At 37.6% G+C, this 16,664-nt stretch carries 12 protein-coding genes; 2 read left to right on the top strand and 10 right to left on the bottom strand.

All coding sequences use genetic code 11. The features are described from left to right. Nucleotides 1-20 precede the first annotated feature (20 nt). Nucleotides 21-776 carry a CDP-alcohol phosphatidyltransferase family protein gene (locus tag ES675_RS13950; protein WP_066256905.1) on the bottom strand — a complete coding sequence of 252 codons (756 nt, stop codon included), beginning with the start codon at nucleotides 774-776 and terminating at the stop codon, nucleotides 21-23. A gap of 562 nt (nucleotides 777-1,338) precedes the next feature. On the opposite strand from ES675_RS13950, the gene ES675_RS13945 reads away from it, so the two are divergent. Together ES675_RS13945 and ES675_RS13940 are read left to right on the top strand one after the other, a co-directional pair. Beyond that, the gene (locus ES675_RS13945; RefSeq protein WP_394349087.1) at nucleotides 1,339-2,412 is read left to right on the top strand and encodes a putative type IX sorting system protein PorV2; all 1,074 of its coding nucleotides are present in this window, start codon (nucleotides 1,339-1,341) and stop codon (nucleotides 2,410-2,412) included. A gap of 7 nt (nucleotides 2,413-2,419) precedes the next feature. Continuing rightward, nucleotides 2,420-3,589, top strand: a complete 1,170-nt coding sequence (locus tag ES675_RS13940) for a lipoprotein N-acyltransferase Lnb domain-containing protein (RefSeq protein ID WP_066257160.1) — start codon at nucleotides 2,420-2,422, stop codon at nucleotides 3,587-3,589. A gap of 292 nt (nucleotides 3,590-3,881) precedes the next feature. Here ES675_RS13940 and ES675_RS13935 read toward each other — a convergent pair whose 3' ends face one another. The 9 genes from ES675_RS13935 to ES675_RS13895 form a co-directional block, all read right to left on the bottom strand. Next, nucleotides 3,882-5,273 (bottom strand): sugar transferase, encoded by a 1,392-nt coding sequence (locus ES675_RS13935; protein ID WP_066257156.1) that lies wholly within the window; start codon nucleotides 5,271-5,273, stop codon nucleotides 3,882-3,884. A 1,914-nt stretch (nucleotides 5,274-7,187) separates the two neighbouring features. Continuing rightward, entirely contained in the window at nucleotides 7,188-8,201 is a 1,014-nt protein-coding gene (locus tag ES675_RS13930) for a glycosyltransferase family 4 protein (protein ID WP_066257234.1), read from the bottom strand. Then, nucleotides 8,152-9,516, bottom strand: coding sequence for an O-antigen ligase family protein (locus ES675_RS13925; RefSeq protein ID WP_231931340.1), 1,365 nt, complete (start codon nucleotides 9,514-9,516; stop codon nucleotides 8,152-8,154). The genes ES675_RS13930 and ES675_RS13925 overlap by 50 nt, the downstream gene beginning before the upstream one ends. Nucleotides 9,517-9,606: 90 nt before the next feature. After that, the gene (locus tag ES675_RS13920; RefSeq protein ID WP_148367520.1) at nucleotides 9,607-10,413 is read right to left on the bottom strand and encodes a transglutaminase-like domain-containing protein; all 807 of its coding nucleotides are present in this window, start codon (nucleotides 10,411-10,413) and stop codon (nucleotides 9,607-9,609) included. Between the two features lie 82 nt (nucleotides 10,414-10,495). Continuing rightward, the gene (locus ES675_RS13915) at nucleotides 10,496-11,620 is read right to left on the bottom strand and encodes a glycosyltransferase (RefSeq protein ID WP_066250408.1); all 1,125 of its coding nucleotides are present in this window, start codon (nucleotides 11,618-11,620) and stop codon (nucleotides 10,496-10,498) included. Next, the gene (locus ES675_RS13910) at nucleotides 11,617-12,714 is read right to left on the bottom strand and encodes a glycosyltransferase family 4 protein (protein WP_066250405.1); all 1,098 of its coding nucleotides are present in this window, start codon (nucleotides 12,712-12,714) and stop codon (nucleotides 11,617-11,619) included. The genes ES675_RS13915 and ES675_RS13910 overlap by 4 nt, the downstream gene beginning before the upstream one ends. Nucleotides 12,715-13,408: 694 nt before the next feature. Further along, entirely contained in the window at nucleotides 13,409-14,746 is a 1,338-nt protein-coding gene (locus ES675_RS13905) for a glycosyltransferase family 2 protein (RefSeq protein WP_066250402.1), read from the bottom strand. Between the two features lie 25 nt (nucleotides 14,747-14,771). Then, entirely contained in the window at nucleotides 14,772-15,863 is a 1,092-nt protein-coding gene (locus tag ES675_RS13900) for a glycosyltransferase family 4 protein (protein WP_066250399.1), read from the bottom strand. A 71-nt stretch (nucleotides 15,864-15,934) separates the two neighbouring features. Then, nucleotides 15,935-16,609: a class I SAM-dependent methyltransferase gene (locus ES675_RS13895; RefSeq protein ID WP_066250394.1), complete on the bottom strand. Its 675-nt coding sequence runs from the start codon at nucleotides 16,607-16,609 to the stop codon at nucleotides 15,935-15,937. Nucleotides 16,610-16,664 lie beyond the last annotated feature (55 nt).

The raw sequence follows: 16,664 nt of genomic DNA, 5'->3' as shown, positions 1-16,664 counted from the left end.
ATTAATTAAGTTAAAACGTATTACGCTTGAATGCTTTTAGCGGTTAGTAAGGATAATAATACATAAAGCAAAATCACCAACGGAATAGCGGCAAATTGTAAAACAATTAATAAGACAATGGTTGCTAGTAAAAACAAATATCGAGTCATGTTCGACTTAAAATCGTAAGTTTTAAATTTCAATGCAAATAATTTCACCGGCGCATTCAACATATAGGTACTAATAAGCGTAATAACAATTAAAAACCAAGGATTCAAAATCAAAGCATTCATGCCATCATGATTCTGGAATTCAATGATGAGCGGTAAGGATAAAATTAAAAGGGCATTCGCAGGAGTTGGTAAGCCTTTAAAATAACTTTGCTGATCTTCATCTATATTAAATTTCGCCAAACGGTAGGCTGATCCCAGAGTTATAAAAAAACCAATATAAGCTAACGGTGCATAATGCAAGCCATCAAAAAAAGCGGTCTGACTCCATAACGACTCTGAATCTTCCAAAACAGGATTCCCCAAGGACATATGCAAAAGCTTAAACATTACCACACCAGGCACCAACCCACTTGTAACCATATCCGCAAGCGAGTCTAATTGAACACCCAAAGGACCTTGCACATGAAATTTACGGGCGAAAAAACCATCGAAAAAATCAAAGAATATCCCTAAAAAAACAAAAATGGCAGCAGTTACAAACTGATTATTTACAGCTAAAACAACAGCTATACAACCACTCAACAAATTTAATAGCGTAATAAAATTAGGAATGTGTTTTTTCATCATTATTCGGTATAATCCTGTAAAAATAGTAAACTATTGCCGGCAAACAATACCGTTGGAAACGTTTTTATGGGCAAAATACAATTCGACAACCTATCAAACTTGATAAAGGTTGTAATAAAAAATAGTAGCATGTTCCTGCGTATCAATTGAAACTTCTAACTTCAAAACCTTAAACTTGGAACCTTGCCTGCCTGCCTGCCTGCCTGCCGAAGGAAGGAAGGAAGGAAGGAAGGAAGGAACTTGCAACTCTACAACTCCGCAACTCCACAACTCTACAACTCCACAACTCCGCAACTCCACAACTCTCCAACTCTGCAACTCCACAACTCTACAACTCCACAACTCCACAACTCCACAACTCCACAACTTTGCAACTTTGCAACTTTGCAACTTTGCAACTCTGCAAATCTACAACTTACCAAAACAGCTACAATCTTTAAATAGGACCTCTATATTAGAATAAATTAAAAAATATAAATATCAAAAAGACAATAACTCAACGATTTTGAAGTTTAATATGTTGAAAAATTGTAGCATCTTTGCAAAAAAAGAATTGTATTTGAAAGCATTACAAACCACAGCACTGGTTTTTTTAGTCTCTGTAACAGTATATGGTCAAGCCGTCCGAAAATATTCTAACGAATTTATGAATATTGGTGTGGATGCGGCTGCATTGGGTATGAGTAATGCGGTAACAGCCCATTCTGCCGATGTTAACTCGGGTTATTGGAATCCAGCAGGACTCGTAAATATTGAGGACAAGCAACTAGCCCTCATGCACTCTAGCTATTTCGCTAATATTGCTAATTATGATTATTTAGCCTTTGCCATGCCTATTGATGACCGGTCCGCTATTGGTATTTCGGTAATTCGTTTTGCGGTGGATGATATTTTAAACACCACCCAATTAATTGATGACGAAGGAAATATTAATTACGACAGAATCAGTTTGTTCTCAACGGCAGATTATGGCGTCACCTTTTCCTATGCTAGAAAATTACCATTGGACGGTTTAAATTATGGAATAAATGCCAAAGTAATCCGCAGAATTATTGGCGACTTCGCCTCGTCTTGGGGTTTTGGTTTAGATGCAGCTATTCAGTTTGAAACCGATAGCAATTGGAAATTTGGTATTATGGCGCGCGATATTACAACCACCTTTAATGCCTGGGCTATTGACGAAGAAGAATTTGCCACCATCCAAAATGCCGTTGAAGGTCAAAATCAAGAATTACCAGAAACAACCGAAATTACCATTCCAAAACTACAAATAGGAGCCTCCAAAAAATTTATTATCCGCTATGATTACACCTTACTGGCGGAAGTAGATTTAAATGTACGCTTCGAACAAAATAACGATATTATCTCAACATCTTTTGCCAGTATAACACCGGCTGTTGGTTTTGAATTCGGCTATCTAGATATGGTGTTTCTACGCACAGGTGTAGGCAACTTTCAAAACGAATTACAAATAGACAACAACGAAAGAGTGTCTTTTCAACCGAGTATTGGTTTAGGTTTTAAATACAAAGGTATTCAAGTAGATTATGCCTTTACCGATATTGGCGACCAAAGTGTGGCCCTCTACTCCAATGTATTTTCATTAAAACTAGATTTTAGCATCTTTAGATAACTGGTTTATGAACATCCGTATTTTAGGTCTTTTTCTCTTGCTCTGTTTTCAACAGATGTATAGCCAGCAATTATCATCACAAGCAGAAGTAAGTGTCATAACTATTGGCCCTGGAACGGCTTTAAACGATGCGTTCGGACATAACATATTCCGAATTCGCGATCGTGCTAACAATTTAGATGTGGGTTATGATTATGGACGATTCCCATTTAACGAACCTGGTTTTTATTTAAATTTCGCCCAAGGAAAACTCAACTATTCTATCGGGAAAAGCAAATACAAGGACCTTGAAGGCTTTTATATCTGGCAAAACAGAACCATTACCGAGCAAGTTTTAAATATATCTTTAGAAGAAAAACAAGCCCTGCTTAATTACTTGGTTAATAATTACAAACCAGAAAACCGCGACTATTTGTACGATTTCTTTTTTGATAATTGTGCAACGAAAATGAAAGACGTGCTGCAAGTTGTTTTAAATAACAACATCACCTTTCACGAACCAGAAAATTTTGAACCCCAAACATTTAGAAATCTCATTCGCGGCAAGGTGCCAGCAAACTCTTGGGGAAGTGTGGGTATTGATCTTGCTTTAGGTTCCGTAATAGACCAACAAGCAACCGCGGAAGAGCACATGTTTTTACCCGCCTATATCCAAACATTTTTTGGTGAAGCAACTATAGGAGATAGAAAACTGGTAAAAAGTGAAGAAACCATATATCAGGAAAAACCACACCCGTCAAGCACAGACTTTTTATGGAGTCCCTTGGTTATTTTCAGTATCATAAGTGTAATAATGTTGGGTATAACCTATTCGGATTATAAAAAACAAACCAGAAACAAGGTTTTAGATAGTACCTTACTTATAATAACAACCTTGCTGGGTATCCTCATTTTATTATTATGGTTTGCAACAGACCACCAAACTACGGCTTATAACTACAATCTATTATGGGCATTTCCTTTAAACGGATTACTACTTTGGCAAATAGCAAAAAAACAACCTAAAACGTGGATTATCCCATTTATGAAGTTTCTGGTAATTATGGGCGTTTTAATGGCTTTTCATTGGACAATTGGTCTACAAGTATTCGCACCAGCTGCAATCCCATTTTATTGTGCCTTATTGCTTAGATATATATACCTCATTAGCTATTTTAAAAAGCAAATAGAGTCTTAAAAGCTATAGGTAAATCTACCTCCCAAAAATAATCAACGTAAAGCTAGGAACCACAAACCACGCCTAACTGCCAAAGGAAGGAACCAAGAACTTTACATCTATATCACCTGGATACCCCTCTACTTTTCACTATTCACTTTTCACTTTTCACTATTCACTTTCCACTTTTCACTTTCCACTTTTCACTTTCCACTTTTCACTTATAACTTTTCACCCCACAACAAACACCTAAACACCTAAACATCTAAACATCTAAACGTCTAAAAATCTAAACATCTAAACGTCTAAACAACTACTGCCCTCTAAAATAAAGCATCGTCCCAACCGTCTTAACCATCACATTAAAATCTAGGAAAAAACTCCGGTGTTTAATATAGTACAAATCATATTGAAGTTTCAACAAGCTATCTTCAACCGTATTACCATATCGGACATTCACTTGCGCCCAACCCGTTAAACCAGGTTTCACAATATGCCGTGTTTCGTAAAAAGGAATAACTTGAGATAGTTCCTTAACAAAATAAGGGCGTTCGGGTCTAGGACCAATCAAACTCATATCGCCTTTTAAAATATTGATAAACTGGGGAATTTCATCCACTCGGGAACGTCTTAAAAAGGTGCCAAAGGGGGTAATGCGGCAGTCATCTTTCACAGCCCAAACGGCACCGCCAGTTTCGGCATTGGTAACCATAGTTCGGAACTTAATAATCTGAAATAATTTGCCATTCTTACCAACACGTTCTTGAAAATAAAATAAGGGCCCTCGGTTCCCTATCAAATTGATTACCAATACAAATGGCACAATAAAAACACTTAGTAATACACCAATAAAGGCAAGAAATATATCAAACATCCGATGAAAAAACAAATACAGCTTATTGTGGTTACTCCTACTAAACGGAAAATACTTATAAAAGTCTTTCCCAACAAACTGTACTGGAACTCGATAGGTCATATCCTCATAAACTTGGGTATATTCCTTAATGGGAAAACCCCGTTCTAATAGCGTAATTAAATCGTAATAAATATCAGAAGTAATGGTCTCGGCATTATAGCTGGCAACAACAATTTCTGAAATAGATTGTTCCTGAATCACTTGATGCAAAGCCTCTGGTGGATATTCAATAATATCTTTAAATTCTATGGTGTTCGAAGTTACCTGTTCACAATTAATATAACCCACAATCTTATAGTTCGGATCCGCGTCTTTAAAAGCACCAACAATCGTTTCAATATTAGACGTTTCACCAACAATAAGAACTTTTTTATAAAAACGTGGCGAGGTTATAAAAGTAACATATATCAAACGCCAGAGACTTAAAGCAACAATGATAGCCAGATAAAAATAGACAATCTGTAGCCGGTTAGAAGGTAATAAGGGCGTAAAAAAGGGTGTTAATAAATAGAATAGAACGGTAACCGAAGCTGTTAAAATAATATTAGCAAATACAATATGAGGTTTGCTAGCTTTCTGCAGGTCATAAAGCTCAAATATGGTCCCAAAGATGGTAATATAGATGACTAAAATCCCAACCCAAGTCCAATTTTCCGGGGTTATGGTAAAATAATCAAAATGAAACCAATCACTCACAAAATATAAGGAAAGCAGGATACTCATAATATCAACAAGACGCAACAGCAACTTACGTTCCGAAATATTAAAGTGAATAGTCTGTTTTCCCATGAGTGTAATAATAGCTTGGTAAAGATAATAAGTTCACCAAACCCTGCAAGTTTATTTACAATTTGTAGTTTTTAGTTTACAAAAAGTACACAGCTTAGAAAGTTCAAGATGATAAAACACACACCTAAATACATGCTGATCCCTAATCCCAACCTCAACAATCAACAATCTCCAACCCCAATTTTTAACTATTCACTTTTCACTCTTCACTCTTCACTCTTCACTCTTCACTCTTCACTCTTCACTCTTCACTCTTCACTCTTCACTCTTCACTCTTCACTCTTCACTCTTCACTCTTCACTCTTCACTCTTCACTCTTCACTCTTCACTCTTCACTCTTCACTCTTCACTCTTCACTCTTCACTTTTCACTTTTCACTTTTCACTCTTCACTTTTCACTTTTCACTCGCCAATTCCAATCAGAAACCAGAAACCAGAAACCAGAAACCATGAACCTTGAACTAAAAACTGCCAATCTAACTTAACTATGAAGCTGAAAAGAATATAATAAAACGGACAAACGGCCTACTTTTCGATGCCGTAGTAAAACAAATAAAAGCCGCAGAAAGGACAGCGGAGGATGGCCTAGCGCAGCGGTTGCCATCCGCAGGCAAAGGCTTTTATGCAGTTTTCAAGCAAACGAAAATCAGCCTAGATTTTTTTGGTTCGTTTTTTTATCAATGAAACTGCGAAGCATATCATGAAACCTTAAATTAAAATAAGCAATTGAATAAAAAATTGAACATCTATCAATAAAACCCAAGTTAACTTAAAGAAAAAAGCGAACCTCACGCAGTGCACTGCGAAGCACATCATGAGTTCCAATAAAAAATATAAACGCACGAATAACTGCGAAGCACATCATGAGTTCCACTAGAAAATAAGCATGAGCGAATAACTGCGAAGCACATCATGAGTTCCAATAAAAAATATAAACGCACGAATAAAATGAACATAATAAATACTTATTTAACTGAAAGTCAAAAATAGTTAACCTTCAAAAGGTCTTACCTAAACAATAAGCCATAGTTTAAAAGCTGAAAAGAATGTAATAAAACTGACAAACGGCCTACTTTTCGTTTCCGTAGTAAAACAAATAAAAGCCGCAGAAAGGACAGCGGAGGATGGCCTAGCGCAGCGGTTGCCATCCGCAGGCAAAGGCTTTTATGCAGTTTTCAAGCAAACGAAAATCAGCCTAGATTTTTTTGGTTCGTTTTTTTATCAATGAAAAAAATGAACATCTATCAATGAAACCCAAGTTAACTTAAAGAAAAAAGCGAACCTCACGCAGTGCACTGCGAAGCACATCATGAGTACCAATAAAAAATATAAACGCACGAATAACTGCGAAGCACATCATGAGTACCAATAAAAAATATAAACGCACGAATAACTGCGAAGCACATCATGAGTTCCAATAAAAAATATAAACGCACGAATAAAATGAACATAATAAATACTTATTTAACTGAAAGTCAAAAATAGTTAACCTTCAAAAGGTCTTACCTAAACAATAAGCCATAGTTTAAAAGTTGAAAAGAATGTAATAAAACGGACAAACGGCCTACTTTTCGTTTCCGTAGTAAAACAAATAAAAGCCGCAGAAAGGACAGCGGAGGATGGCCTAGCGCAGCGGTTGCCATCCGCAGGCAAAGGCTTTTATGCAGTTTTCAAGCAAACGAAAATCAGCCTAGCGTTTTTTGTTTCTTTTTTAGGCAATGAAAAAAATGAACAAAACATTGTTAACAATCTAAATCTAAAAATAAGGAACCAAGGTAATTTAAAAATGAATGAATGAATGAATGAATAACCGCGAAGCGCATCATTAACTTTTGGCATTTTGACCTTGGAACTTGGAATTTCAAACACCTTCGGCGCTCCGAGCCTTCGCAAAAAAAACAACGCCTCAAGGTATTACCTCAAAACGGCAACCCACTTACCCTTAACAACCGCCCAATCAAACCCTTCAACCATAGCACGAGCGCGTTCCGTCATAGCATGAGTCCCATTAGTATCAGATACCAATTTCACAATTGCATTCTCAAAAGCGACGACATCATCAGGTGGTACTAACAAACCAGTTTCTTCATCAGTAATTAAATACGGCATCCCACCAACATCAGTAGAAACCACAGGTAAGCCCACGGCCATGGCCTCAATAACACTCACAGGCATATTATCAAAATTGGTGGTATTTAAAAATACATTATAATCATGCGCCAAAGCCAACCAATCAGCTTTAGGCAATTTCCCAGTAAATCGCACGGGCACAGCCAAGTCAGCGGCCAGTTGTTGGGTGGCCTGAAAACTCCCATCGCCAGTATCGGGACCTACCATACACAGTTCAGCAGCATAACCGGCATCCTGTAAACGTTTTAATACGTTGACCGCCAATGACGGATTATAAATGTTTGAAAAAGACCGCACCCAAAGCAGACGAATGCATGTATAAGTTTTGCGTTCAGACCGATACTGGCCCATCGAAAGACTATTCGGAATATAAACCACAGGTGCAAAAGTGGGTTTAGTAAAAGCGTCTTGTAAATATTGGGATGGAGAAACCAAACGCTGCGCGTGTTTAAAAATCAGGCGACTCAAAAATGGTGATCGCTCTAAACGTTTCGGAAGTGCACCACCATGAAGTATCGGTATATAAGGCAATCCCAACAAGCGGCAAAGTTGACTCACCAATAGCGCATAGTAAAAATTAGTGGTGCTATAGGTATCAATAAGCACTACATCAGTACGTTTGGCATATCGGCAGACCGAGTAAAGCATATCACCCAATCGCAACAGCTTGTTGGGTTTGGAAGACGCATAAAACACCGCATAACCTTCCGTTTCAAGCAAGGGCCCTAATACAGAAATAGCAGATATATTAGTCTGCTGGGTTTTTAAGTGGTTTCCTATGTATAGGACGTTTGTCATGTGTTACATTTAAAAGGGCTAATCCATAGATAAAAGCAGGCATGGCGATCCGCATGGACATATGATTAATAGTTAAAAACCAAAAGGCTAAAAAGGCATAAAAATAATAATTACCCCTATTTTTGGCACGCATTTCTAAAGGTTTAAAAATCAGTATTAACAGGATAATAACACCAAAAATACCATGTTCAGCGAGTGTACGGCTAAATTCACTATGCGAGGTAACACCTTGACCTTCTTCTTCTTTACGTTGATCTTTAGCACGACTGGAGCCAATGCCCCAAAAAGGACTGGCTACAAACCCCTCCAACTCCTCCTCAAACAACTCAGCACGACCAGTAGTTATACCCGCCTTCTCCCGTCCTAAATGATCTTTATTGGCATACCGCAAATTCACCAATCCATCAGTCTGATTAATACTCACAAACCAGGTCATCACCAAACTAATACAAAACAAACCAAAAATAGCAATCACCTCATTCCGCTTTTTAGCACGAGAATGCCGATAATAATAAAGCAGAAAAACGAGAATGGCAAGTATCGCAGCCAATACACCACCGCGACTCATAGTGGTAACAGCTCTAAAAGAAATTAACCCTAAAAGTGTAGCATTTAATAGTTTCAATGCTAAACTTGGTGATTTAGTAAACAACCGGACCGCCATAATAAACATCCCCAGTCCCAACGCGGCAGAAACCTGATTAGCACCCCAGCCTCCGGCAGCATCCCGATTAGACGCCGTACTAGATAAAACATCTCGTAAATTAGGGGTGTAGAAATACACATAAGCTGTATGGGCAATGATGGGCAAGACCATAAACAGCATAATTTGCGACATTTGCTGCTGTGATACCCGCTTATCATAACAAAATAAGGCAGCCAAACCCAAACATACCGGGCCACTCAATACAAAAGCAATATTCGTTCGAAAGTTAGCATCAAAACTCAAGGTGGTAGAAGCCACAAAAATAGAGGGTACCAAAAACATCAAATAGATAAAATACGGATACCCTTTACCGGATAAGCCCTTATAAAAGATACCTATTAGTATAAAAACAATTACCATATACTTCCCGGCTTCGTAGGAAATAGCGCCTCTAGTTGTTCTAAAAAATACCTCAGCACCTACAAAATAAGCACAGGCTTTTAAAACCTCATAAGTTCTGGAGCTATCAGCAGCATTAATAATCCGGTAAATAAAATAAAAAACAGCACAAAAAAAGTAAAGCTTGGCAATGTTTTCGTTAAAGTAAATTAAGATTCCTAAAGCGGCGTGGAAACCAATGGCACTGATATAAGTAATATTGGTTTTCAAAGTAGTTAATATAAAATTTATACACGTTTAGGCGCTGCAAGATACTATAAAATTGATTAGTCAAAGAAAATGTAAACACGAAACCAACACCTAAACAAATATCTTTTTATAATCATCTAGTGGAAATTTATAATGATAACTTTTCCCAAACAAATACACCATAAAATGAATCATAAAAACAGGCACATAGGGTCTGGCTAATTTTAAATACCGGTCGTATGTTTTATTCCGATAATCACAAATTAAAAAAGGAACAATATCAGAACTTAAATAGTTTTTTGTAACCTGCCTTATGCTAATATGCTGGTCAGGAAGAAAGGAGTCATAAACAACGGATTGTCCAGAGCGCGATAAATCATAAACTTCAATAACAGAAAGTGGTAAGCCTTTATCATTAAAAAAGAAAACGCCCCAGGACGGATCAACTAACAACCACTTTTCCAATTCCCGGATATAAACCTCATTAAAAGAATGACCACCATTAGTCCGATTAAAAGGCGCACTAGTGGTTCCCCATTCCCGAACTTGGATATCATTAATCACACAAAAATTATTAAAAACCTGCGCCATATCACTACACACACCACCGGCTCCATACAGCAAGGTTTCCAGAGCTTTGTCGGACGGCTCACTCAATCCCGGACCTACCGTAGTATGCTCGGACAACCACAAAACCAATTGTTTCACCAACTCCAAATCAGTCTCGGGCTTGCCAGCTTTAAAAACAGCTGAATTAATGGTCGTATATAAATCAGGGATATCACCTTTACCATTCAACACATTATAACAACAGGAATCAATTACCGTCTCATTGGCATTTTTAGACAACAATCGAAATCGCGTAACATATAAAAAGGGGTGCCGTTTAAGCGTCCAATGTAGTTTTTTAAATACCATTAACTAGGTGCACTATAATTAGTTTAGTCTAAAAATATCATTTTTTTTTTAATAGACAGGTATTATTTTATAAAATGCACGCTTATAAAATACGTTCCACTAATCGCTGATTATAAAACGAATAGCTAAAGCGCTTCATAGCCTCCAAAGAATGGGTCTTTAAACGGTCAAATTCTTTGGGATCTAAATTTAAAACCTGTTTAAAACAATCTGTCAAAGAAGGCACATCCAAATCAGCCATTAAAAAACCACTAACATCGTGCTGAATATAATGACTTATCGAGGATACATTAGAAACAATCGGGATGCAGCCAAAATTCATAGCTTCGGCTATCACTTTCGGAAACCCTTCAGATGCAGAGGGCAATACAATAACATGGCACCGCGTATAAATAGCATGAACGGCATCTCGGGATATATAGCCATGAAATATTACGGGGAGTTGCAAATCACGAACTAATGCCTCGTAATAAGTTTGACGCACACCAGAACCAACCACATGAATGGTTCCAATGTTATCACGGAATTCCGATTCCAACTGCCCCACAGTTTCTAATAATAAATCCAGACCTTTAGCGGCTTCTAAACGCCCTACAAAACAAAAATCAATAGGATATTCCAAGCGTTTTTGTGTAATAACGGCTTGCCCATCGGCAATATTCTGTTCGGTCAAACACGGGTTTTCAAAGCTCAAACACTGTTCGGGCTGGTCATCCCAAAAACCATTAATAGTAACCGGGCGCGACTGCCGCTCCAACAACCATTTTTGAAAGCGGTAAGCTAAAGGTGCCTGGGCTTGTTTCCAATTTCCGGCGTATTTAAACCAACCTTTCTTAGACGAAAATAATAGGAGGTATGGAATGACATAAACGCCAATTCCTGTGGGCGCACGAAATTGAAAATAATCAGAAGCCTTCAAAGCCTTTCGCACGAGTAATAAAATTTTAGGTGCTTGAAAAATGACAGCTAATTTAGCAGGCCAAGTAGTACCACCAACCGCTGGTAAAGCAATGAATTCAATCCTATCAGACACATAAGCTAACGTACTGGGTGGTGCGGCAACATCGTGAAGCATAGCCACATGAACAATCCGATCAAATACAGCCAAAAGCTCATTAATTTCGGTTACCGTAGAACTCAATCCTACAAGGCGACCATCCGGTTGGAGATAATGTTCTGTATGGGATATAATCGTTAAAGTTCTCATGAAACAAAGGCTATATAGCGTTTAATAATCTGATTCCAGTCATGCTGCTCGGCCCATGCCCGGGCCTGTTTTTTATAACCCGCAGGTTCTGCTAAAACATTAGTAATATGCCGGCAAAAAGCGGATGCATCCCTACGGTCCACTAATAAACCAGAGACACCATCTTGTATCGCATCTTCAATCCCACAGTTTTTGGATCCAATAGCGGGAATCCCTAAAGCATTCGCTTCCAAAATAGCGATGCCAAATCCTTCCACATCACCCGTGGAACTTTCCGTACTTAACATAACAAACACATCCGAGGCCCTTAACACGCCTTGCAATGCAGCATCGGATAACGCACCATGAAACACAACGTGTTCTGCCACACCCAATACGCCTGCCGTCTCCAAAAAGCTGTCAGCTTCACTAGGGATTCCCACACAATGATACTGCGCATCAGGATAGGTTTTCAATAATTCGGGTAATAGTTTTATTACTTCTAACTGACCTTTTCGGGAACTAACGCGACCAACCGTGGTTAAAACAGGATACCCCTTCAAATCGGCTTTTTCACTGTGTTCTAGCTGCCACTTTTCCAAATCAATCCCATTAGGAATAACACTAACGGTCAAGTTTAAGCCAGAAACCAAGCCTTTGGTATAATGGGATACGGCAACCACCGTTTCAAATTGTTTCAAGGAAATGGCAATAGACTGTTTCAATCCAGCCGATTTAAAATTAACCTCACTCCCATGGATCACCGCCAGCTTGTAGCGTTTATAAAATAAGGAACAAAACGCCACATTCCACAACGAAAACTTACCGGTAGCTATCACATAGTCTGAATTTTTAAAACCGGAAAGCGTTTTCACCACCCGATTAAAATACATCAAAAACCGAGGCGCTTGTAAAGCAATCCGCTGCACCGCAAAAGGCAATGCCGCATCAAAAGCTATTTCCTCCGTATGCACAACAGCCCGCTGATCCGCAATAACCCGAACATCATAATTGTTTTTTGTCAAATATAAAGCCAAATAATACGCATGATTCCCTATCCCACCCGGCTGCGGTGGAAACTCAGAAGTTACAATAAGAATGCGTTTTTTATGCAAGGCTTACAAGTTTAAAATTCAAAGTTCAAAGTTTCTCGGTTAAGGTTGTTTAGTTTAGATATTGGTAAAATCTTTTTTATTTATTCATTGTTCATTGTTCATTGTTCAAGGTATTTCTAAATTATAAATTATGTATCAAACTTCATTATTCGTTATTCATTATTAATTATTAATTAATCACTTTTCATTCCCTAAACAGCTCCTGCCTTCAGCGGAAGGAAGGTGATTTTTGCTTTAGCAAAAATCGGAAGGTTTGACAAAAAAGGCGCAGCACTTTTAAAAAGCAGTACTCCCCTAATCCCTAATACCAACTCTTCACTCTTCACTTTTCATTTTTCATCCTTCACTTTTCACTTTTCACTTTTCACTCTTCACTCTTCACTCTTCACTCTTCACTCTTCACTCTTCACTCTTCACTCTTCACTCTTCACTCTTCACTCTTCACTTTTCACTTTTCACTTTTCATTCCCTAAACAGCTCCTGCCTTCAGATGAAGGAAGGTGATTTTTGCTTTAGCAAAAATCGGAAGGTTTGACGAAAAAGGCGCAGCACTTTTAAAAAGCAGTACTCCCCTAATCCCTAATACCAACTCTTCACTCTTCACTTTTCACTTTTCACTTTTCACTTTTCACTTTTCACTTTTCACTTTTCACTTTTCATTCTTAATTATTAATTATTAATTTTCCCCTTTTCATCATTCATCATTCATTCTTAATTCTCCAATCAAACTCCCATCCGCCAACTTCCTACTCGCCAATTGCCAAGAACTAAAAACCTGGACCAACACCACAGGAAGCAGCAACAAACTTATAAAAATACCAACAACTAATAACAAACGGTTGGTCTTAAACTGATAAGGCAATATAGAAGTGGGTATGGTACGCCACAAAGCCCATCGCGCCGCCGAATTTCCATAGTATTTTCTAAAATAATACAACACACTAGGTATGGGTCTTGGGGCAAAAAAGGTAGAAGGTCTAAACGCATCCCAACTGCCCATCTCGCGCAAGCCACCAGTTCCAGCTTTCACATCAATACAACTCGCATATGGGTTCGATATGCTGCGAATTCCAGCTAAATAAACGCGTGCACCAAACTCCCCATCACCCATCCGCTGCTTTTCAAACTGCCTATCAAATAATCCAACCTGTTCAAAAACAGACCGGTACAACAGGGCATTTCCTGTAGCAAACTGGGTCGCCATAGCAAAAAAGGAGCGATCTTCAGGAATGCGCTGCCCTTCCGGATAAAAAACACCGGCAGATACCTGTGCGCCAAAAAAATCAAGGCAGCGTAAATGGCTTGAAAGCCAATCGGGTTGAATCCGGACATCATCTTCTGATAAGGCAATCAAGCTGCCTTTCGCTGATTGTATAGCGGTGTTTCGCGCCAACCACAACGCTTTTTGGTCTTGACGAATCACACGAATGGGTAAATCAAAAGACTTATAAAAATCGGATTGAAAGGGCTCGGATTGATCCACAATAATAAGTTCAAAATGCGGATAGTCCTGTTTTTCAAAATCTAATAGGACGTCTTTTAAATAGGTATACCGATTCAAAGTAGGGATCACCACGCTCACCAAAGGCGTTTCCGCAAGGAGTTCAGAAGTATAGGTTTTCCAATCCGGATACAGAATAGGCTGTATGGCTGTGGCTCTTTTAGTAGGCGATGTTTGTAACCAAGCCCGAATCTCACGAATCGGATTATGAAAGGTAATGAGGCGCATCAACAATACATAAAACACCCAAACAGGATGAAACTGCTTACGGATAAAATGATAATTATCTGTTACAGAAACCGTTTCAAAATGTGTGTAATGGGGCACATCACCTATAAAACCAGATTGCACCGCTTGCCACGACAAATCATAGTCTTGCGCGTGTTTGGAGGTATAACGTGTATCCAAGGCAAGCTGATTTAAAACAGCTGGCGGCAAAGCATCAACCTCCGGAAAAGCACTAAAGCCAGCATGCGATACTAATCGAAAATAATGTGTGGGTTGTAGGTATTTTAAAAAGTTGAATGGCATGTACGTTAGTTCATTAAAATAGCACTCATTTTGATGCTCTGGTTTGATTCAAGATTACAGCTTTAACCGCCTCATAAATAACACCCTTTTCAAAGGTATCATAATAAATCGCTTGAAAATAATTTGGAGCATAGTCTGCATCCCTTATATAGGGTTCTAATTTATCAATTAATTCCGGTATGTCATACGGACTAAAACTAAAGTCTTGTATCGGAAATTTTTCAGTGTCAATAAAATTCAAAGCGCCAAAGGCGCGTGATACTAAAACAGGCCGTCCCAAGGCTATCGCTTCAATAAAAACCAATCCAAAAGCTTCGTGAAAACTTGGTAAAACCACGACATCCATAGCATCATAATACGCTACCATATCAGGAACATTTAACAATCCCAGAAAAGTCACTGTATCATTCAATTCTAAATCACTAACTAATTGCTCTAAATCCTGTTTATAAGGTCCATCCCCAGCAATATATAAGTGAATTGTTTTTTGAGTGCGTTGTTTTAATGCATGTATGGCTTTAATCACCGAAGCATGATTTTTATCTGCTAACAAACGCCCAGGACAACCAATCTGTAAAGTTGAAGGATGTTTTACAATAGTTAATCCATTTAAAGGCAAACGATAATCAGTGATGTTTGTCCAAAACGGAATGGCAGCAGTGCGGTGTTTAGGTATTTTATAAATAGAATGCATTTCTTTTTGCAAAAGTGGGGAATTAGCAATAACAAATTCTGCCATTTTCAAAAAAAAACGTTTTGTAAGTAACTTTTGTTTATTGGGTTTTCCGTGTCCGTAAACCGTGTGAAACCAAGCAATATTCCTATTAATGCCTAACAATCTGCCAAACAACAATGATGGATTAACATAACTAAAATTAGAAATGATGATATCCGGTTTTGTTCTAGAAATTATTTGGTAAATACATCTGTAATTATGAAAATGATTTCCACGTTTTTCCCCAAAAACCTGAACTTTATTTTGAATAAACCTTTCTTTTTTATGCTTTAAATAAAAGTTAAAAACCTCAAAACCATCAGCACACAATTTTTCCGAAAGCTCTTGAAAAAAATTTGAAAGCAATCCTTTGTTGTAAGTATACAAAATGAGGATTTTCATAAGCACAATGTGTTTTGTAAGTTACCTATTATTTTTCAAGCTAGGTAAAACTATATTTTTTTAAAAAGGCATTAATCTTTCACCATCTTCAGCATAATCTGCTTATCAGAACCATCCTTTCCAGAAATATGTCCTAAAGATTTTAAATCACCCAGCTGTTGTAGGCGCATGCCATTTTTATTGGCTAAAGCTTCATAAAAATTAATGGATCGGAAAACAACTGGAAACCCCTGCCAATTACCATCTGGAATATTTCCTATATTTACATTGGCATAAAAAACACCACCCCGCTTAAGGTGTTGACCTATAAATTCAAAACAATTTTCTGTAATCCCATCTTCAAAATGAATCAATACAGAAAACGCAAACACAACATGAAATTGAACTTCAATTTGTATTTCTGAAAAATTAGTAAATGATATTAAATTTGGTTTCTTGTGTTCTAATTTCAATATCTTTAACTCTTTTTTACCTTCATCTAAAACATGTTTTCGTACTTCAACGCCATAATAATGATCTGTATCTAAAAAATCAATTATTGGTATTCCTCCACGAAGTGTTCCGCAACCAACATCTAAAATAAAATCAGATGTTTTTAACCCTTGTTCTTTTAAAAAATGAATCTGAAAATTTTGTTTCATCTTCCATAAATTACCAGCCCCAACTAAAGAATGCCGTTTCTCTTGTCTACTTTTTAATAATTTACCTAAATGTCGTTTTATTTTTGTAGATATGCTTTTTAACATAATATTTTTAATTCTTTATTATTTTGATCAAGTTACTATTAAGTATTTCGTTTTA

Origin of the sequence: Algorimicrobium algoritergicola (assembly GCF_008086165.1) — a bacterium.
In the GTDB taxonomy this organism is placed as follows: domain Bacteria; phylum Bacteroidota; class Bacteroidia; order Flavobacteriales; family Flavobacteriaceae; genus Algorimicrobium; species Algorimicrobium algoritergicola.
Note: the sequence above shows the minus strand (reverse complement) of the source record. Positions and strands in the feature narration are given on the sequence as shown.

What these genes read in the sequence shown, in the direction of transcription:
- ES675_RS13950 (WP_066256905.1), bottom strand. Translation starts at nt 776, where the DNA reads ATGAAAAAACACATTCCTAATTTTATTACGCTATTAAATTTGTTGAGT.
- ES675_RS13940 (WP_066257160.1), top strand. Translation starts at nt 2,420, where the DNA reads ATGAACATCCGTATTTTAGGTCTTTTTCTCTTGCTCTGTTTTCAACAG.
- ES675_RS13935 (WP_066257156.1), bottom strand. Translation starts at nt 5,273, where the DNA reads ATGGGAAAACAGACTATTCACTTTAATATTTCGGAACGTAAGTTGCTG.
- ES675_RS13930 (WP_066257234.1), bottom strand. Translation starts at nt 8,201, where the DNA reads ATGACAAACGTCCTATACATAGGAAACCACTTAAAAACCCAGCAGACT.
- ES675_RS13920 (WP_148367520.1), bottom strand. Translation starts at nt 10,413, where the DNA reads ATGGTATTTAAAAAACTACATTGGACGCTTAAACGGCACCCCTTTTTA.
- ES675_RS13915 (WP_066250408.1), bottom strand. Translation starts at nt 11,620, where the DNA reads ATGAGAACTTTAACGATTATATCCCATACAGAACATTATCTCCAACCG.
- ES675_RS13905 (WP_066250402.1), bottom strand. Translation starts at nt 14,746, where the DNA reads ATGCCATTCAACTTTTTAAAATACCTACAACCCACACATTATTTTCGA.
- ES675_RS13900 (WP_066250399.1), bottom strand. Translation starts at nt 15,863, where the DNA reads ATGAAAATCCTCATTTTGTATACTTACAACAAAGGATTGCTTTCAAAT.
- ES675_RS13895 (WP_066250394.1), bottom strand. Translation starts at nt 16,609, where the DNA reads ATGTTAAAAAGCATATCTACAAAAATAAAACGACATTTAGGTAAATTA.